Source organism: Acerihabitans arboris, from assembly GCF_010131535.1.
GTDB lineage: Bacteria > Pseudomonadota > Gammaproteobacteria > Enterobacterales > Enterobacteriaceae > Acerihabitans > Acerihabitans arboris.
Genome location: NZ_WUBS01000008.1, coordinates 261,004 through 279,065 on the forward strand (window position 1 = coordinate 261,004; position 18,062 = coordinate 279,065).

The following is an 18,062-nucleotide window of genomic DNA, read 5'->3' on the forward strand; positions in this document are numbered from 1 at the left end:
CAAACCGTTAGTTGCCGCAGTACCAAATAGCCAATTGTGTCTACCTTCAGTCATTTTTGGCCAGATGACAGGAGTATGCTGGGATTAGAAGCGATCGTCATCAGGCCCGAAAAGGGCGGATGTCCGGTCACGTTAGCGTTGAACAATCTTTGCATCTAATCCTTGAGGAGTCTCTTATGACCATATCCACATTTGCCCTGCCACGCACCATTATCTACGGGGAGAATTCGCTCGATCACCTGGCGCGGTTAACCGGTAAAAGAGCGGCATTGGTGACCGGCGGCAGTTCCATGAAACGCCTGGGTTTCCTGGCCCGCGCGCGTGAACTGCTGGAACAGGCCGGGTTTGAGTGCCTGATTATTGATAACGTGGAGCCGAATCCCTCGGTGGCGACCGTGCGCAGGGGCGCCGGCGCGATGCTACAATTCCAGCCCGACTGGATCGTGGCCATCGGCGGCGGCTCGGCCATCGACGCCGCCAAGGTGATGTGGTGCTTTTACGAACACCCGCACCTGGATTTTGCGGATATCATCCCGGTCGGCTCCATGCCGCCGCTGCGCAATAAGGCGCGCTTTGTCGCCATCCCGTCCACCAGCGGCAGCGGCTCGGAAATTACCGCTTTTTCGGTGATCACCGATACGGAAAAGCATATTAAGTATCCGATCGTGGCGGCCGATATGGTGCCGGATATCGCCATTCTCGATCCCCGCCTGCCGGCGGCCATGCCTGCCGCCGTTACCGCCCATACCGGCATGGATGTGCTGACCCATGCCCTTGAGGCCTATGTTTCCACGGCGGCCACCTCGTTTACCGACCCCTATGCGGTGGAAGCCATCCAACTGGTATTCGAGAACCTGGAAACCGCCTACCTGCAGCCGGCTAATATATCGGCGCGGTATAATATGCATAACGCCTCGGCGCTGGCCGGCATCGCCTTCACCAACGCGTCGCTGGGCCTGGTGCATTCCATGGCGCATAAAATCGGCGGGGAGTTCGGCATTACCCATGGCCTGGCCAACGCCATTATGCTGCCGTATATTATTCAATATAATAGTCTTTTTACCGATAAGTATCGTCGCCTGGAAAAACGGCTGGGCATCGGCAGCCTGATTAGCGCCATCAACGATCTTAACCGCCGGCTGAATATTCCGCGCACCTTAAAGGACTGTCATGAGGTGGAGCTTGATGAGTCTAAATTCAATACCGTGCTGGATCGCATGAGCGGCAACGCCTTTGCGGACCCCTGCACCCTGACCAACCCGGGCAAGCCGACGGTGGCCGATGTTAAATCATTGTATCAGCATGTTTATTATGGTGATTGACCGACGGCGCGGTTGTCAAAGCCGCGCACGGGCCTGAGGCGGGTAGCCGCCAGCGCCGTTTTGCCATCAAATCCAGGCGGTCGCCCGACCGCCTGCTTATTCCCGCGTTGCCACCCCGTGCCGCCTGCCTTATTTCAACTGGCATGACCGGCCGGAAAGGCCGATGATATTTTCCTGCCCCCGTCAGTTTCCACTCGAGGAGATAAAATGAGCCAAATGTTCCCTATACGCATCGCGGTTATCGACGATTGGCAATCCGTTGCCGGTCAGGTCGCCGACTGGTCGGCGCTGGCGCCGGTCGGCGAGGTGAGCTTTTTGCACGAATATCCCGCCGACACCGCGCGTTTGGCCGAACGGCTGCAATCCTACGACGTTGTCTGCGCGATGCGTGAACGTACCCGTTTTGACCGCGCGCTGCTGACGCAGCTGCCGCGGTTGCGGCTGTTGGTGACCAGCGGCATGCGTAACGCCGCCATCGATATTGCCGCCGCCGGGGAACTGGGGATAAGCGTCGCCGGTACCGATGGCAATCCCCATGCCGCCCCTGAGCTGGCCTGGGCGCTGATAATGAGCGTGACCCGTAATCTGCTGGCGGAGGCTAATCAACTGAAGGCGGGCGGCTGGCAACATGGGCTGGGCGTCGGCCTGCACGGCCGGACGCTCGGCATCCTGGGATTGGGCAAGATCGGCCAGAAGGTGGCCCGCTATGCGCAGGCATTCGGCATGCGCACCATCGCCTGGAGCGAAAACCTGACCGTCGAACGGGCGGCGCAGCATGGCGTGGCCTACGTCGAAAAACCGGCTTTATTTGCACAATCGGATGTATTGTCCATACATCTGGTGCTGGGCGGGCGCAGCCGCGGGATAGTGGACGCCCCATTGCTCTCGCTGATGAAGCCCACCGCTTACCTGGTCAACACCGCGCGAGGGCCGATTGTCGACGAGGCGGCATTGATTGCCGCCCTACGCGCGCGGCGTATCGCCGGCGCGGCGCTGGATGTCTTTGACCAGGAGCCGCTGCCGGCGGAACATCCGTTTCGCACCCTGGATAATGTCCTGGCGACGCCGCATATCGGCTACGTGACCCGCGAGAGCTATGCCCTGTTCTTCGGCAACATGATCGAGGACATCCTGGCCTGGCACGCGGGCCGGCCGATCAGGCTGCTGCAATAAAACCGGCGGCGGGGATCGGGTCATTACGCCGGGATGATCCGTTCCGCCTTAAGCCGATCGAACAGATCGATAAAACCGTCGCGGGTATTTTGATACTCAAGGAAACCCGCCTTGCGGCTTTTACCCATGTCGGTAAGGATTTCCATCGGCCGTCCGAGATCGGCATCGGTATGCCACCAGGAGGCCAGCTTGTCGATATTGGCTTCCCGCAGGCCAAAGTGGCCGGCGATGTCCGACCACAGCGGCGCCGCGTCCTGCATGCGATCGCCGAGCGGCGACATTTGGTCGGGGAACGGGGCCGCGTCCAGGCCAAAATAGTCCGCAATCTGCGACCACATCCACTGCCAGCGGAAGACATCGCCGTTCACCACGTTAAAGTCCTGGTTTTGCCCCTGGCCGTGGGTGGCGGCCCATTCCAGATGGCTTGCCAGCAGCCGGGCATCGGTCACGTCGGTCATGCCATGCCACTGGGTGGCGGAGCCGGGGAAAATAAACGGCCGGCCGGTGTGTTTGCACAGCGTGGCATAGGCCGCCAGGGTCACGCCCATATTCATGGCGTTGCCGATGGCGTAACCGACGATGGTGTGCGGGCGGTGGACGCTCCAGGTGAAGCCATGGCGTTTAGCCGCGGCGAACAGCCGATCTTCCTGTTCGTAATAAAAATTGTCCACCGGCAGCCGTCCCTGCTCTTCGCGAAAAGGCGTGGCGGGAACCGCGCCGGTGGCATAGGATTCAAACGGCCCCAGGTAATGTTTCAGCCCGGTGACCAGCGCAACGTGACCGTTCTCCAGCGAGCCGCCCAGCGCGTCCAGCACGTTGCTGGCCATGGCGCCGTTAACGCGGATATTCTCTCTTTCCGTATCCTGGCGCGCCCAGGCGGTAAAAAATACCCGATCGACCTTAAGATTTTTTAACGCCGACGCCACGGACTCCGCGTCGGCAAGATCGGCCACCATGGATTCGCATCCCGCCGGCACCGGCGTGCGCCCGCGTGACAGGCCGTATACCCGCCATTGGCCGTTGAGCAATCTCTCCGCCAGGGCGCTGCCGATAACGCCGCTGGCCCCTACGATTAATGCGTTATGTTGCATGGGGTAACCTCCTCTCGACTATGTTGGCCTTTAGCTTAAGCTGGAATTTAATTCTTATCCCGGCTAATATTTATCGATATTAAGGACTTTTTTTCCATAATCCTATGATTCCTACTGAACGCCTCAAAGGCCTGACCGCGTTTGTCTATGCCGCCAGGCACGGCAGTTTTGCCTCTGCCGCCGAGCAGCTTAACCTCACCAGCTCGGCGGTGGGTAAAAGCGTGGCGCGTCTCGAACAGCGGCTGGACACGCGGCTGTTCGAGCGCACCACGCGCCGGCTCAGGCTTACCGACGCCGGGCAGGCGTTTTATGAAACCTGTACCCGGGTATTAAACGATCTGGCCGAGGCGCAGGCGGTGCTGGCGTCGCACGCCCATACGCCGATGGGGCGGCTGCGCATCGATCTGCCCGCCTCGTTCGGCCGTATGATCGTGATGCCGGTGCTGATTGAATTTTGCCGGCGGCATGCGAATCTGCGTCCGCATATCACCTTTACCGATCGTTTTGTCGATCTGGCGGACGAAGGGGTGGATGTCGCGGTGCGTATCGGCGGTATCGGCGATTTACCGCCCACGGTCGGCCATCGTTACCTGGGCACCGAACGGTTGGTTTTTTGCGCCGCGCCGTCTTACCTGGCGAAGCGGGGCGTGCCGCTCAGCGCGGATCAACTGGGTGAATATGATTGCGTGGTTTATGGCAAAGGCGACGGCGCGGGCGCGCGATGGTCGCTGCCGGCGGACGGCGAACGGGCCGAGCCGCTGGCGGTGGCGCATCATATGATGCTCGGCGATAGCGAAGCGCAGGTGGCGGCCCTTGAGGCGGGAGCGGGCATCGCGCAAATGGCCACCTGGCTGGTGAACGATAGCCTTAACCGCGGGACACTGGTGCGGATCCTGCCCGAGGTCTCGGTTGACGGCCTGCCGTTGCACATTATCTGGCCCAAGAACAAGCAATTGACGCCCAAGATTGACTTACTGCTGCAAACCTTCGCCGAACAGTTGCGCATCCGCTAGGGCATGCGCGGAGACGTCGCCGTACTTTTGCCCGAATTGGCGGCGAAACTGGGTCGGCGAGATATTTTCATGCAGCCTGAACTGATGACGAAACGTAGCCTCCGAGCTATGGCCGGAGACTTCGGCTATCCTGGCGATGGACAGCGACCCGGCGCCCAACAGCTCCTTGGCATAATCCAATCGGCACTGCGCCAGCCATTGCATAACGGGCAGTCCCATGGCTTCCTGGAAATGACGTTGCAGCGTCCGTTCGGACATCATGGCGCGTTTTGCCAGCGAGGATACCGTATGGGTCAGTATCAAATTGCTCCGCAGCCAGTCCACCAGGGTGGAAATGCGGTTTTCCCCTTTTTCCACCACCTTGGTTTTGATTAACTGCTGCTGGCTCCCTTCCCGGTGGAATGGGATCACCAGACGCTGCGCCACCATATTGGCGACCCGGTGGCCGTAGTCGTTCTTGACCAGATGCAGCAGCATATCCAGCCCGGCCGCCGACCCGGCCGAGGTCATGATTTGCCCCTGATCGACATACAGCGCCGAGGGCAATACGATGGTGTCGGGATAACGTTGCGCCAGCAGCCTGGCGTGATGCCAATGGGTGGTGACGCTTTTGCCATGCAACAGGCCCGCCGCCGCCAGCACAAACACCCCGGTGCAGATGCTGCAAATGCGCGCGCCGCGCCGGTAGGCGTCACGCAGGCTTTGCAACAGGCGCTCTGGGGGAGTTTCGTTGATATCCCGCCAGGCCGGGATGATGATCGTATCCGCGGCGGCCAGCAAATCCAGATCGGCTTCTATCTCCATGCGGATGCCGCCGACGGCATGAATCAGGTGCTTATCGGCGGTACAGACCGAAAATCGATACCAGTCGACGTTCAATTCAGGCCGTTCCACGGCAAAAAATTCCACCACGCAGCCAAACTCGAAGGTCCGCAGCCGATCGTAGGCCACCGCCACGACATGGTGGCCTTTTTTGGCATGATTTATACGCATGTTGTCCCTTCCTATCCTATCAAGACCCATAGGTATAATTACATAATATCCCTATTAGTGGGCCGTATAGAAGATAAACCCGTTTTAAAGGGTATGGCTCACTGGCATTTTATTGCTGTTGCATAGGGGAGGTGGCATGAGGATCGCTCTGATCAATCCGGAGACGGAAACGGTGGGGATGCGCGAACTGTATGATCAATATGAAAACCTGGCGCTGGCACTGATTGCCGCCCAGCTACGACCGGTCGGGCACAGCGTGGAGCTCTACGATCTGCGGGTGGACGGTTTAACGGAAAGCGATATGGCCCAGCTGATTACCAGGGAAAAATTCGCCCTGATCGCCTTTAGCGTTAATTACGCCACCCTGCATTCAGCGTTAAGGATAAGCCAGCGGCTGGCGCTGTTTGCCGATCCCAAGCCTTTTATCGTCCTGGGCGGCGAGCATGTGTCGTATGAAGATGTCGGCATTCTGTCGGCCTATCCGTCCATAGACGCCATTTGCCGGGGAGAGGGGGAGATTACCTTCCACCGGGTGGTCGACGCCATCAGCAACGACTTTCCACTCAACGATATCGAGGGCATCACCTGGCGGGACCGGGCGACCGGCGAGATCCATATTAACGCCAATCGGGCGGCGAATAATAATCTCGATAACCTGTGTTTCGCGGCCCATGATATTGCGCTGAAAAGCGTACGCACCGCCAGGCCGGTTAAAACCGGCATTTTAATTAAACGCGGCTGCCCTTACCCTTGCGTATTTTGCAACGCGCAGCGTTTTCTGGGCAATGAGTCCACGGGCATCCGGTCGCGCTCGCCCGCCAACGTCGTGAAAGAGATCGCCTCGATGCAATCGCTGGTGAAGCAAACCCGCGGGTATCTGCATATCTACGATGCCACCTTTGTGACGCCTGCCAGGGAAAACCGCGCATGGATTGAGGAATTTTGCGACGAGATGGAGCGGCGATCGTTATCCTTGCCTTTGGACGCCTTTATCCGCGCCGACAGCTTTGACATCAACAAACCCAGGGACCGGGACCTGCTGCTGCGTTTAAGAAGCGTCGGCCTTATCAGCACCTATCTTGGCCTGGAGGCCGGTGATAACGAGCAGCTTGATCTGTATAACAAAAAAATTGTCCCGTCCGAATCAAGCAGGGTTTTCCACTACCTTAAATCCCTGGGCATGACCGGGTCTACCAACGGCTGTATTACGTTCTTCCAGGACGTAACGCTGCGGCAAATACAAAATACCGTGCTGTTTTTGTACGGCGTCGGGCTGGCGTCGTTATGGAATATCGCCTCGCGCGCCGAAACGCTGCCCGGCATTCGTCTTAATAACCAGACGCGCATGCACGATCGGCATGTGCCCTGGGATGTGGAAAATTATCACTTCAAGGATGACAAAGTGGCCACGCTCTATGCTTTCATCCGTCGGATAATCGACCGCTATGAAATTATTCGCCTGGAAGACCGCATGCTGCGCGAGATCCGCGATTCAATAAAAGTGGCGCAATTTTACTGCGGCATCACCGGTTATTCCCACCGGGAGAAGGCCTTCGATCAGCACATCAGCACGATCCAGGGCGATACGGTGGAGTTTATCGTGGGCCTGATTGGCGAATTATCCTCCGAGGATATTATTTCCGATCGTTTGCTGCGGGCTGAATATGCCTATATTGCACGATTGGAACAAAACATGAAGAAGCTGTTCATGTTTTATGGGACAAAATAACATGCGTATGAAAGTCTATATTACCTTATCCCTTTCCGCCTTTTTTTGGGGCGGCTCGGCAATAGCGGGTAAATATGCCCTGGCGGTATTCGTTCCTTCGTTCGTCACCTTTATCCGTTTTTTCCTGGCCGCGGCGATAATCTTTATTTTAATTGATAATAAAAAACAGCTGCTGCATATCAATTGGGTTACGCATGTGCGTATGCTGGTGACGGCTATTTTTGGCGTGACCTTGTGTTATTATTTTTACTTTAACGGCCTGAATACCAGCAGCGCGTTTAATGCCGGTATTATCGAGGCGACCATTCCGTTGATTACGCTGCTGATTGCTTCTTTATCCGGCATGGAACGTGTCAAGCCCTGGCAACTGCTGGGATTGATTGTTGCCTACCTCGGGGTGGCGATTACCATCAGCGGCGGTAATTGGCATAGTGTTAAGGACTCGTCCTATAATATCGGAGATATTATGCTGTTAATCAGTACCTTATGCTTTGGTGTTTATAATGTGTTAATCAAAAGATGGAACATTCCCATTTCGGGCATGGTGCGTATGTTTTTTCTTTTCTTGTACGGTAGCCTGGCTTTTTTGCCCTGGGTATTTACCGATGCGTATCACCAGGTGGCCTTTTGTTATCCCGGACGGACGATCACCCTTATCAGCATTGCCTCGATAATATTTATGTCGATCGGCGGCTCGGTGCTGGCATATTTATTTTTCAATCAAGGTATAGATGAAATCGGGGCGACCAAAGCAGCGTCTTTTATCAATTTAGTCCCCTTCATCACGGTATTCCTGTCGGTATTTGTGCTGAAGGAACCGGCCGGCCTGGTGCAGTGGATAGGCGCAGTCGTGATTATTTCCGGTGTAATGCTGTCGAACCGGGTGAAGACGGACAAATCCGCCATCCAACCGAAATTACCGATCCGGCAGGGGCCCATCCGGTAACCCTTAACACGCCCGGCCTCAGCGCGCCGCCGGCGGGCTTACCCGGCGTGGGGCGCGTCCGTTACTCATTAGCCAGCTGGGTGGTGCGTTTTACCGCGGCCAGCACGCTGCGCTGCAGTCCGGCGGCGAAATCGCTGTTATTGAGTTCATACAAGCCGTGCATGCCGACGCCCGCCGGCGAGTTGTTGATATCAAGCAATTGGCGCGGGTGCAGCTGGCTGCGTTTTAACATCTCCACCGCGCCAACCAGGTTTTCCATGACCACGGCGGTGGCCTGGGCCCGGGGCAGTCCGGCCAATACGCCCGCATCGGTCAGGGACTCGATAAAGTAATAAATATAGTTAGGACCGGCGATGGCAAAACCGGTAAAAATATCCAGCATGCGTTCCTCCAGGTACAGCACCTTACCGAAGCTTTCGAGAAAATCCTGGATATCGTCGGGCCTGACCCGTTCATTAAGCACCACGCCGCTGAAACCGTAACCCGTATCGGTCAGGGTATTGGGGATCACCCGGGCAACCGGACGTCCGGCGCCGAGCAGCGTATCCAGGTGCGCCAGCGTCACGCCCGCCACGATAGACACCACGATGACGTCGTCGGAGGCGCGGTCGACGATGCTTTTGGCCACCGCGCCCAGGTTGTCCTGGGGCCGAACCGCGATCACCACCAGATCCGCGCCCGCCAATGACTTTGACGCCGCTACGCCATATTTCCCGGTTAACAGGCTGACGCGCGCCGGATCGATATCCTCGATGCTGATGTCGCCGCCGCGCAGTTTGCCGTTGTTGACGGCGGCCCGGACAATGGCTTCAACCATCTGCCCCGCGCCGATAAAATGTACTTTCATCACATCCTCTCTTTTTTATGGACAGCCCCGTTGAACCGCCCCTGGCGGGGAAGAAGTGGTCTATCCTGGCGCAGAGAATGGCGGCCGGCAAGATCCCGGCCGTCGCAGGCCGGCAGAACAAGCTGCGGCTCTAGGGGAAATCATGCGGAGCCGCAAACCTTGTGCAGGTGGCTGACGGCCTCAGCGCATGGCCAGATAGGCATTTTTCACTTTCCACAGGTAGCGGGGCGCCTGCGGCTGGGGATGCTTTTCCTGGATATGCCGGGAGAATTGTTCCGGCGTCAGTTGGTTAATCTTGGTGATGGCATAGTCCCGATCGCTTGAGAACGAGCGCAGCAGCGCGCCCGCGCCGTTTACATAGGCGACGGCAATGGCATAACGCAGGGTTTCCTGGTTCTTTATGCCCGACAATTGACGCTGCAGGATGCTGATATAGGCGGTGCCCAGATCGATATTAGTGGCGGGATCTTTTAAATCACGGACGCTCGGCTGGCCGTAACGGCCTTTTAAGCGATAGGCATCGCGCCCGGCGGTGGAGGCCTTGAGCTGCATCAGTCCGACGGCATTGGATTTACTGACCACACTGGGATTATACCCCGACTCAACCTGAATGATGGCCTTCACCAGCGTTTCATCGACGCCGTAGATACTGGCGGAGTCATGAATATAGCCGCCATAGATCCCCTTGGGCGCTTCCTCCAACAGCATTTGCTGCGGTTGGGGCGGGGTGACGAGGGCGACGGGCCGGTCAATGGGTTGTTTGGCACACCCGGCCAACAGCAAACCCGCTATCAGGAAAAGGGAGTTTAATTTCACAGGGTATGCCTCAGGCGACGGGAGCGACCCTCAGCATATACAGGTTTTTCCCACAGCTGAATGTTTTTTTTTAAAATTGCTGGGCATTTTGCATTTTTTGCCGCCGTTTCGTCAGTCTTTCCCCAGCCGCGGCGAAATCACCGCTGGGTCTCTAAGACGCGTCCTAAATTAATATGCAAAAAATCAAAAAAATGTAAGGATAATACCGCGCCTGGAATACGCTGATATTGGGTTTTAAAATAATAATATTATTGAAATCCGCCAGCCGATAAGAAATGTTGTTATCGGTCAGTAATGCGATAACCTTTCGGTCAATAAAGCCAGCAGCCTTGGCCTGTCCACCCCGGTCATCAGGGTAATATTAGCCGGCGTCTTTTGCAGGTGCCGCGCCTTTATCGCCACCATGGTATTGCCGCGCAGGGCATCCTCCTGATGGCAGACCATGGCATGGCCCGGCACGCCGTCGAACAGGGTTGGATCGATTAACCAGGCGATGACGCAGGGATCGTGCAGGCAGGGGTCGCCGGCCTGGTAGCCGCGCATCATGGCGGCGATCTTCGCCAGCCGCGGGCCAAGGCTCTGCAGATGATCCAGGTAGGGAGCGGTGATGGTGGCCTGTAGCGTGACGTCAAGTCCAAACATGGCCTGCCTGATGCCCGCGCTGAGTACGATATGCGCCGCCCAGGGATCGGCATAGATATTGAATTCGGCCACCGGCGTAACGTTACCCGGACAAAAGGCGGCGCCGCCCATGAACACTATTTGTTTTATTTTGCCGGCAATGGCCGGCTCCTTGACGATGGCCAGGGCGATATTGGTAAGCGGCCCTATCGGGCAGAGGGTGATTTCACCGGGCGCATCCAGCACCGCCCGGATAATAAAGTCCACGGCATGTCCTGGTCGCAGGGCAAACCCCGGCTCAGGCAGCAGCACGCCGCCCAGTCCATCATCGCCATGCACCGTTGAGCCGACGCCGCTGCTTTCCAGCATCGGGCGGGCGCAACCGGCATAAACCGGGATATCCTCGCGCCCGGCCAGCGTGCATATGCGCCGCGCATTATATTCGGTCCGTGCCAGGGGCACGTTTCCCGCCACGGTGGTAATACCCGCCAGCTCGATCTCCCGGGGGGAAGCGAGGGCCAGGAGGATTGCCACGGCATCGTCAACCCCGGGATCACAGTCGATAATAATGTTATGTGTTGCCACGATCGCGCCTTGGGTGAAAAGGGAAGACAGGTGACATGATACCCAATTTTGCCGGTCGTCATCCCCGTTAAATTTTTCGCGGACGTAAACGGTCAAAACCACAGGATAAAGCGGGTGCCGGGCCGCAATGCCTCCACGCTGAGCCGCCAGCGATGGGCCACGGCAATTTCCCTGCAGATGGCCAGGCCCAATCCCGTGCCTCCCTGTACCGCATCGGGCGCGCGCCAGAACCGGTCAAACACCAAAGGCAATTCGCCGGGCTTGATGCCCGGCCCGCTGTCGGTAACCTGAACAGAGGTATGGTCGGCCACGACGAACACGGTGCCGCCGGCGGGAGTATAATGGATAGCATTCTCGACAATATTTTTCAGCAAAATAAACAGCGCGCTTTTATCGGCATAGAGCAACGGCAGGGTATCCGGCGCCTGAAGACGTAATGTAATCTGGTTCCCCCCGGCTTTTCGTTCCAGGTAGGCCAGGACGTCCCGCACCACGGCTATCCTGTCAATCTCACCGAAGCTATAGTTCTGCGATTCACTGACTTCTGCCAGATGCAGAAGCTGGCGTACCTGCCGGGCCATCAGGTCAATATCCCGGTACAGCAGATCTTTATTCTCGATTTCGGTCTGGAGTTCAATCTGTCCGCGCAGCAGGGTGAGCGGCGTTTGCAGCTCATGCGCCGCGGCTCCCAGGAACTCCTGCTGCGCCGTGAAGCCTTTTTCCAGCCGCGCCAGGGCATCATTGAAGGCGACGATAAGGGGCTTGATCTCGCTTGGGACATGCTGGTCGGATAACCGGGTCTGTAAATTGGCCGGGGTAATCGATGTGGCGGCGTCCGATGCCACTTTCAGGGGGTGAAGCACACGGCGTATGGTAAAGGGAAACGCCAAGCCGAACGCTATGGTCGCAATTAAAATGCTGACTGCGATCATCTCCGGCAGCGGCCCGAATTTCATATCTACCACCGTGTCGCCGAAGGCGTTGCTGGTGGCGGTTTGCACATAGAACAGCCGGCCCTGGTGAAGGACTTCCAGCGTAGCCATATCAAACGGCTGGCCGTTGATGGATACCTGCTGGTGGGTTCCCGCCAGCTCCGCCAGCCGGACCTTGCCCCATGGATGGCCGTCGTGATCTTTTCCGGCGCTGAGGATGATGCCGCCGGCGTTATCAAATACCCGATACATCACCTCCGTGGGGGCGACATCAAACAGCCAGGCCGTCTGTTCATCCACCATGGCTGAAACCGGCATGCCCCGCTCGTTATAGGTCAATCCGGCGGCAACGCGTTGCGCGATCCTTTGATTATTGCTCTGTTGCCACATTTCCAGGGGGTATTGATTTAGCGCATAGAGGAAGGGCGCCGCGATAAGCGACAGGCTGACCGCCAAAACAGCGATACTGGTCAACCACAACCTTGCCGACAGGCTATGTGTCCAATAGCGCACCCGGGGTGTAAGACGATATTGATTAAGCATCTACAGGCCTGTCGTTACCGCGTGCGTCAACCTTCATTGCCCCAGCGCCCGGAGCGCGAAGCCAACACCGCGAACATTGGCAATATGGGCCGCCACGCCCGCCGAGGACATTTTTCTGCGTAACCGGTGAACCGTCACTTCCAGCGCATTCGGGGTGACCGCCTCGCCTAATCCCCAGGCCGCGTGCTCCAGCGCCGAATGACGGACCGTTTGTCCACGCGCCTTAATCAGGGCCAGCAGGATCTGCAGCTCGGTGGGCGCCAGCTGGACGGAAAGCGTTGCGCCGCGCAGCGTCTGCTCCTGCGGGTCAACGGTAATATCGGCGAAGGCGTAGATCAGCCCGGCGGTTTCAACCGGCCGTCGCATCAGCGTCCTGACGCGCGCCACCAGTTCGCTCATGGCGAAGGGCTTGGTGACGTAATCATCCGCGCCGCTCTCCAGGCCGTCGATCCGGTCGTGCAGCGCATCCCTGGCGGTCAGCATCAGGCATGCCGTCATATGGCCGGTTGCCCGCAGCTCACGCAAAAAATCCAGGCCATCGCCGTCAGGCAAACCGCGGTCGACGATAAGCACCGCATAACTTGCCTGGGTAACACCGTATTTTGCCTGCGACAGGGTGTAAAAAAAATCGGTTTCCACCCCGGCACCCGACAACGCCTGGCCGATCATTGCCGCCAGACGCTGGTTATCCTCGATCACTGCGACACGCGGCATCAATTTTTACCCAGTTAAAAACTATAGAGGTAGCCGAATTTGGCTGCGGGGATCACCGTCCTTCCGACCAGCGGACTGTCGGTAATTCCGCCGCCCAGACGGGTGACGCCGGCGTCAAAACTCAGGCTCTGGTGCGGCGTGAGCCGATAGTCTAAACGTACTCCCGCCGTCAGGTTATAAGCGGCTTTGCCTGCGTAGGCATCACGCCCGGCGCGCGCCTCGTTATCCTCCACGCCGTAATAATAATCCACATATCGGCTGTTATACCAGTCAATCCCGGCATGGGGTACCAGCGCAAAGTCACCATAGTCGAAGGCGTTGCTGTAATCAACACCCGCCTTTTGCCCTTTATTCCCCGCCGTCAGGAAGCTTGCCGCGAGCGTGCCATACCCGGTATCCCAGGCCAGGGCCGGCCCGATCCAAAAGCCGCCTTTTCGTTTCTGCATGCCGTCGAGTATTGGCGCGTCCGATTCCTTATAACCGTCGCCCAGGGCATATTCCCCACGCAGGGTAAACCTGACGTTGTCCCAACGGCCGATACTGATATCGAGTTTATTACCGAACAAATGGATCCATTTATTATCGAAATAGACCAGGGGCAGGGGAGAAAAGCTGGCATCGTCCCCTTTATAGGGCGACTGTCGGTAACCTACGCCAACCCCCAGACCCCAGCGGGTGACGTTGGGCGCATCGTTCCAAAACGTAAAACCCGACACGTCGCTTCCGGCCGTTGCCGGGACGGGATCGGCGGCGCAAGCGGTGCCGGTAAAAAACACGATTGATGCTAACGCATGCCATACCCTGAGCCGATGTTGCATGGATTTTCTCGCAGTGGTTGCCTGGATAGTGCCAGGAGAAGGTGATCAAGACGGGATCACTCTAAGTCCCGCAGGCTTACAGCCGACTTACAGCATGCCGATTAACACTGATCGTAACGGCGGTCAGCCGGCACCGGTGGGTAATGCGCCGGGGGGATATATATTTGGAATAGCCATGCCAAAAACAGCCTATATAACAAAAACAGCCTATATAAATTGCAGAGCGAGATTATGGCTGTTACATCTATATTAGACCCATTCCTTCCTGGTGTTGATCTACAGCCAAATAAACATTCCTGTAATTAAATTTTATATTTCATTGTTTAATTTCAATGGTTGTTATTTTGGTTGATTACTAGCCTGATATATTATATTTCCCAGGCAGGGGATACCGAAGATGCCAAGGGTTTTTTTAGTCAACTGGCGCACCAGGCACCGCGCTATCAGGAGAGCATGATGACCATAGCGCAAAAATTAGCACAAATTGGCCGACAGGAAGGCCTGCGGGAAGGTCTCGAGAAAGGCCGGAATGAAGGCCGGCAGGAAGGTATATATATGGTTGCCCGGCATCTGCTGCATAGTGGTGCTGATCGCGCTTTGGTCAAAGCCTCCACCCAAATGTCCGATGAAGAGCTGGACCGTCTGGTCTGACGAAGAACGGCTGCCCGGACCTGCGCCTGACGGCCTGACATGCCCCCGCAGGTTCTCTTGAGGCAAAAAAACATGCGCCGTCGCCGGCGCCCATTAGATTTGAGCCATCCCGCCGTCAATGCATAATTCCGCGCCGGCAATAAAGCTGCTTTCGTCAGATGCGAGGAATAGGGCGGCGGCGGCGACTTCTTCCGGCTTGCCCATGCGCCCCAACGGAATAAGGGCGGTCAGCGATTGCCTGATTTCATCCGTAACCTGATCAAACATCGGGGTCTCAATCGGCCCGGGACTTATCGTGTTAACACGAATGCCGCGATCGGCGAACTCGCTGGTCCAGGTCCTGGCATAAGAGCGCATGGCGGCCTTGGACGCGGCATAAACGCCATAACCGGCGGTTCCGATAAACCCGGCGATGGATCCCACTAATACCATGCTGCCGCCGTGGGTCATCAGCGGTAACGCTTTTTGCGCCGTAAACAGCGCGGCGCGGGCGTTAAGATCAAAAATGCGATCGTAATGCGTTTGCGTGATTTCGGCCAGGGTAGCGTATTCGGAAACGCCCGAGGATAACACTAGCGTGTCCAGCCTGCCTTTGCTCGCCTTTACCGTTGCGTACAGCCGGTCAAGATCTTCCGATTTGGTAACGTCGCCTTGCACCGCCTCGACGTTTTTACCGATCAGCGCGACCGCCTTGTCGAGTTCCTCCTGGCGACGCCCGGTGATAAAAACATAGGCGCCTTCCCGCACAAAACGTTGCGCGATAGCCAAGCCGATTCCGCTGTTGCCGCCGGTGACCACGGCGATTTTCCCATTTAAGTTCGACATAAAAATACTCCGTTGAATTTGAGCCATGATAGTATATCTTGTATACCTACTGTCAATAACGCACCTTGAGTCGCGTAGGTATACGCAAGGAAACCACCATGTGCCAGGCCGCTAACGATACCCTTGATATAGCATCGGCAACCCGTCCCATCCTCGATCAAATCGCCAACAAGTGGTCGGTATTGATCCTGACGGCTATCTGTACGGAGCCGGTTCGGTTTAATGAGTTGCAGCGGCGCCTGGCGGGGATCACGCAAAAGGCGCTGACCGAAAGCCTGCGCCGGCTGGAGAGAAGCGGGCTGGTCGTGAGACGCGTGATCGTTACCTCGCCGATTGCGGTTGAATATTCGCTCACGCCGTTGGGGCATACGTTACAAGTGCCGTTTGCCGCGCTTTATACATGGGCCGTCGAGCATCAATCCGATATCGAACGGGCGCAGCGGGATTTCGACCTGCATATCAGCAGCCCGGCCTGATCCGCGCCCACGCTTCTTGAGGGTAAAATCATTGCTGCGCATGATGATAGGTGATTCGCTGCGTGGCGCAAGCACTGCCCAAAACCCGATAACCAGCCGCCGGTCGATTGCAATGATTTGATGGTTCCCTGGGGATCCTTCCCCAGGCGGCGGGTTTAATGGGCCTTGACATTAGCCAACCCGTTTTACTTCGCCAACCAGGCATATGTACGATAATGCGCCCAGCAGGGCTACCGCCGCGATATAGATCAGCGCCGGTGCGAAACCATAATCCTGGGCAAGGTAGCCGACCACCAGTGGAACGGTGATGCCACCTAATCCGCCGACGAAGTTAAACACGCCGCCGGTCAGTCCGATAAGCCGTACCGGCGCCAGTGACGATACCAGCGACCAGGTGATTGAAGCGAAACCATTACCGAAAAAGGCTAAAGCCATCAGCGCCATAATCCAAAAAGGGTCGTCGGTATAATTCGCGCCCATGATGCAGGTTGACAGTAACAGACCACAGATGATTGGCGTTTTCCGTGCAAACCCGATTGATTTACCCTTGCGCACCATGCGATCGGCAAAGATACCGGACAGCAATACGCCAACAAATGCCGCCAGGAAGGGTACGGTAGTCATAAAACCGGCGGTTAAGGCGCCGATATGCTTTTCCTGAGTCAAATAATTGGGGAACCAGGTTAAAAAGAACCATAACGTGGACGTCACGGCAAACTGACCCAGGTAAACGCCGACCAGCTTGCGGTTGAATATCAATTTCCAGTCGGCAACGGTCATAGGAATGCGTTTCGCCTTGGTCGTAGGCGCGTCCCCGTCAATCATGCCGCCACCGGCTGCAATATAGTGCAATTCGGCCGCGTTGATACCTTTGCTTTTTCTTGGCGGCTGATAAACGAAGTGCCAAATCAGCGACCAGATGATGCCCACCCCGCCGGTGAGAATAAACACCCAATGCCAGCTCAGCATTTCCTGAACCCAGATCAGCAACGGTGTCAGAAAAGCCAAACCGACAAATTGCCCCGAGGTGAAAAAACCGACCGCGGATGCCCGTTCCTGCTCGGGAAACCAACTTGTCACCATCCGGTTATTGGTTGGAAACGCGGGCGCTTCAAACATCCCGGTAATGGCACGTAAACCCATTAGTGAAATCAAGCCGTTGGCAAATCCTTGGCCGAGCGTAGCCACGGACCAGCCAAAAATGGCAATGAAATAAGTCATTTTTGAGCCGACGCGATCGAGAAACCAGCCTCCCGGTATTTGGCAGAGAGTATAAGTCCAGGCAAATGCCGAAAAGACATATCCCATCTGAGTCTTATTGATGCCGAACTCTTGCTGGATATGCACTGACGCTACCGCCAGGTTGGCGCGGTCAACATAACAAATCACCACAGTAACAAAGATCATTAGCAGTGTAATATAGCGCCGTTTGGAGGGCGCGGTGGTTACTGAAATATCCATCTTGTTCGTCCTGTTCAGTAAAATAAAACATGTAAGGTAAGGTCGGTAGTCAGTTGATCGGCTATTCAATTAAAGCTGAAAAATTCTGCGATAATAGTCAGCCATTATCGGAAAATTGAAAATTAACGCTGTCAAATAATAATTAAAGATTTATGATAAATTTAATAAGATAAAGTTAATGATAAAATTAAAAAATTGTTCTGATTTCTCAGACGAAAATATTGTTATTGATTCGTTTGAAAATATAAAAACTATTCAATATCAAACAGGGTTAAGGCCATTTTTTTGTCGATAAATAAGATGTTACCATTCGGCCACCGCGCCATCAGGGTAACGCCACACCGGATTACGCCAGTCGCCGGCGTTTTTACTGCGTTCAATCGCCAGCTCTTCATTAATCTCCACGCCCAGGCCCGGTTTATTTAGCGGATAAAAATAGCCGTCGGTCATTTTGAAGTCGTCTTTATTTATAACGTAATCCAGCAGTTCGGCGCCTTTATTATAAT

The 18,062-nt window shown here is 56.2% G+C and carries 17 protein-coding genes and 1 pseudogene; 7 read left to right on the forward strand and 11 right to left on the reverse strand.

Annotation, left to right across the window (positions count from 1 at the left end):
• The first annotated feature begins 176 nt into the window (after nt 1-176).
• Together GRH90_RS13200 and GRH90_RS13205 are read left to right on the forward strand one after the other, a co-directional pair.
• Complete coding sequence (locus GRH90_RS13200) at nt 177-1,322, forward strand: iron-containing alcohol dehydrogenase (protein ID WP_162366415.1); 1,146 nt, start codon at nt 177-179, stop codon at nt 1,320-1,322.
• Nucleotides 1,323-1,529: 207 nt separating this feature from the next.
• Nucleotides 1,530-2,495 carry a D-2-hydroxyacid dehydrogenase family protein gene (locus GRH90_RS13205; RefSeq protein WP_246236023.1) on the forward strand — a complete coding sequence of 322 codons (966 nt, stop codon included), beginning with the start codon at nt 1,530-1,532 and terminating at the stop codon, nt 2,493-2,495.
• Between the two features lie 23 nt (nt 2,496-2,518).
• Here GRH90_RS13205 and GRH90_RS13210 read toward each other — a convergent pair whose 3' ends face one another.
• Nucleotides 2,519-3,586 (reverse strand): SDR family oxidoreductase, encoded by a 1,068-nt coding sequence (locus GRH90_RS13210; RefSeq protein ID WP_162366416.1) that lies wholly within the window; start codon nt 3,584-3,586, stop codon nt 2,519-2,521.
• Nucleotides 3,587-3,690: 104 nt separating this feature from the next.
• Between GRH90_RS13210 and GRH90_RS13215 the strand changes: the two genes are divergently transcribed.
• The gene (locus GRH90_RS13215) at nt 3,691-4,599 is read left to right on the forward strand and encodes a LysR family transcriptional regulator (RefSeq protein WP_162366417.1); all 909 of its coding nucleotides are present in this window, start codon (nt 3,691-3,693) and stop codon (nt 4,597-4,599) included.
• On the opposite strand, the gene ftrA is transcribed toward GRH90_RS13215, so the two are convergent.
• Nucleotides 4,558-5,592, reverse strand: coding sequence for a transcriptional regulator FtrA (ftrA, locus tag GRH90_RS13220; protein WP_162366418.1), 1,035 nt, complete (start codon nt 5,590-5,592; stop codon nt 4,558-4,560). The genes GRH90_RS13215 and ftrA overlap by 42 nt on opposite strands.
• Before the next feature lie 136 nt (nt 5,593-5,728).
• Between ftrA and GRH90_RS13225 the strand changes: the two genes are divergently transcribed.
• Together GRH90_RS13225 and GRH90_RS13230 are read left to right on the forward strand one after the other, a co-directional pair.
• On the forward strand, nt 5,729-7,321 hold the full coding sequence (locus GRH90_RS13225) for a B12-binding domain-containing radical SAM protein (RefSeq protein WP_162366419.1): 1,593 nt from the start codon (nt 5,729-5,731) through the stop codon (nt 7,319-7,321).
• 1 nt (nt 7,322) lies between these two features.
• Nucleotides 7,323-8,267, forward strand: a complete 945-nt coding sequence (locus GRH90_RS13230) for a DMT family transporter (RefSeq protein WP_162366420.1) — start codon at nt 7,323-7,325, stop codon at nt 8,265-8,267.
• A gap of 61 nt (nt 8,268-8,328) precedes the next feature.
• On the opposite strand, the gene GRH90_RS13235 is transcribed toward GRH90_RS13230, so the two are convergent.
• The 6 genes from GRH90_RS13235 to GRH90_RS13260 all read right to left on the reverse strand — a co-directional run bounded on the left by GRH90_RS13235 (nt 8,329) and on the right by GRH90_RS13260 (nt 14,143).
• Nucleotides 8,329-9,117: a pyrroline-5-carboxylate reductase family protein gene (locus tag GRH90_RS13235; RefSeq protein WP_162366421.1), complete on the reverse strand. Its 789-nt coding sequence runs from the start codon at nt 9,115-9,117 to the stop codon at nt 8,329-8,331.
• Between the two features lie 177 nt (nt 9,118-9,294).
• Complete coding sequence (locus tag GRH90_RS13240) at nt 9,295-9,930, reverse strand: transglycosylase SLT domain-containing protein (protein WP_312857185.1); 636 nt, start codon at nt 9,928-9,930, stop codon at nt 9,295-9,297.
• Between the two features lie 288 nt (nt 9,931-10,218).
• Entirely contained in the window at nt 10,219-11,136 is a 918-nt protein-coding gene (locus tag GRH90_RS13245) for a nucleoside hydrolase (protein WP_162366422.1), read from the reverse strand.
• A 92-nt stretch (nt 11,137-11,228) separates the two neighbouring features.
• Nucleotides 11,229-12,542, reverse strand: a complete 1,314-nt coding sequence (locus GRH90_RS13250) for a HAMP domain-containing sensor histidine kinase (protein ID WP_246236025.1) — start codon at nt 12,540-12,542, stop codon at nt 11,229-11,231.
• A 102-nt stretch (nt 12,543-12,644) separates the two neighbouring features.
• The gene (locus GRH90_RS13255) at nt 12,645-13,325 is read right to left on the reverse strand and encodes a response regulator transcription factor (RefSeq protein ID WP_162366424.1); all 681 of its coding nucleotides are present in this window, start codon (nt 13,323-13,325) and stop codon (nt 12,645-12,647) included.
• Between the two features lie 14 nt (nt 13,326-13,339).
• Nucleotides 13,340-14,143, reverse strand: coding sequence for a MipA/OmpV family protein (locus GRH90_RS13260; protein ID WP_162366425.1), 804 nt, complete (start codon nt 14,141-14,143; stop codon nt 13,340-13,342).
• A 348-nt stretch (nt 14,144-14,491) separates the two neighbouring features.
• On the opposite strand from GRH90_RS13260, the gene GRH90_RS13265 reads away from it, so the two are divergent.
• Nucleotides 14,492-14,794, forward strand: coding sequence for an RpnC/YadD family protein (locus tag GRH90_RS13265; protein WP_162366426.1), 303 nt, complete (start codon nt 14,492-14,494; stop codon nt 14,792-14,794).
• Nucleotides 14,795-14,887: 93 nt separating this feature from the next.
• On the opposite strand, the gene GRH90_RS13270 is transcribed toward GRH90_RS13265, so the two are convergent.
• Complete coding sequence (locus GRH90_RS13270; RefSeq protein ID WP_162366427.1) at nt 14,888-15,619, reverse strand: SDR family NAD(P)-dependent oxidoreductase; 732 nt, start codon at nt 15,617-15,619, stop codon at nt 14,888-14,890.
• 98 nt (nt 15,620-15,717) lie between these two features.
• Here GRH90_RS13270 and GRH90_RS13275 point away from each other — a divergent pair, with 98 nt between their 5' ends.
• Nucleotides 15,718-16,095 carry a winged helix-turn-helix transcriptional regulator gene (locus GRH90_RS13275; RefSeq protein WP_162366428.1) on the forward strand — a complete coding sequence of 126 codons (378 nt, stop codon included), beginning with the start codon at nt 15,718-15,720 and terminating at the stop codon, nt 16,093-16,095.
• A 171-nt stretch (nt 16,096-16,266) separates the two neighbouring features.
• Here the strand turns inward: GRH90_RS13275 and GRH90_RS13280 are convergent, their stop codons facing one another.
• Both GRH90_RS13280 and GRH90_RS13285 read right to left on the reverse strand, forming a co-directional pair.
• Nucleotides 16,267-17,556: an MFS transporter gene (locus tag GRH90_RS13280; protein ID WP_162366442.1), complete on the reverse strand. Its 1,290-nt coding sequence runs from the start codon at nt 17,554-17,556 to the stop codon at nt 16,267-16,269.
• A gap of 303 nt (nt 17,557-17,859) precedes the next feature.
• Nucleotides 17,860-18,062 (reverse strand): annotated as a pseudogene (locus tag GRH90_RS13285) (galactonate dehydratase); the annotation flags it as partial.

Excerpts from the sequence above, each read along its gene's own strand:
- GRH90_RS13260 (WP_162366425.1), bottom strand. The coding sequence starts at position 14,143 with ATGCAACATCGGCTCAGGGTATGGCATGCGTTAGCATCAATCGTGTTT.
- GRH90_RS13225 (WP_162366419.1), top strand. The coding sequence starts at position 5,729 with ATGAGGATCGCTCTGATCAATCCGGAGACGGAAACGGTGGGGATGCGC.
- GRH90_RS13200 (WP_162366415.1), top strand. The coding sequence starts at position 177 with ATGACCATATCCACATTTGCCCTGCCACGCACCATTATCTACGGGGAG.
- GRH90_RS13270 (WP_162366427.1), bottom strand. The coding sequence starts at position 15,619 with ATGTCGAACTTAAATGGGAAAATCGCCGTGGTCACCGGCGGCAACAGC.
- GRH90_RS13280 (WP_162366442.1), bottom strand. The coding sequence starts at position 17,556 with ATGGATATTTCAGTAACCACCGCGCCCTCCAAACGGCGCTATATTACA.
- ftrA (WP_162366418.1), bottom strand. The coding sequence starts at position 5,592 with ATGCGTATAAATCATGCCAAAAAAGGCCACCATGTCGTGGCGGTGGCC.
- GRH90_RS13275 (WP_162366428.1), top strand. The coding sequence starts at position 15,718 with ATGTGCCAGGCCGCTAACGATACCCTTGATATAGCATCGGCAACCCGT.
- GRH90_RS13230 (WP_162366420.1), top strand. The coding sequence starts at position 7,323 with ATGCGTATGAAAGTCTATATTACCTTATCCCTTTCCGCCTTTTTTTGG.
- GRH90_RS13205 (WP_246236023.1), top strand. The coding sequence starts at position 1,530 with ATGAGCCAAATGTTCCCTATACGCATCGCGGTTATCGACGATTGGCAA.
- GRH90_RS13255 (WP_162366424.1), bottom strand. The coding sequence starts at position 13,325 with ATGCCGCGTGTCGCAGTGATCGAGGATAACCAGCGTCTGGCGGCAATG.
- GRH90_RS13215 (WP_162366417.1), top strand. The coding sequence starts at position 3,691 with ATGATTCCTACTGAACGCCTCAAAGGCCTGACCGCGTTTGTCTATGCC.
- GRH90_RS13210 (WP_162366416.1), bottom strand. The coding sequence starts at position 3,586 with ATGCAACATAACGCATTAATCGTAGGGGCCAGCGGCGTTATCGGCAGC.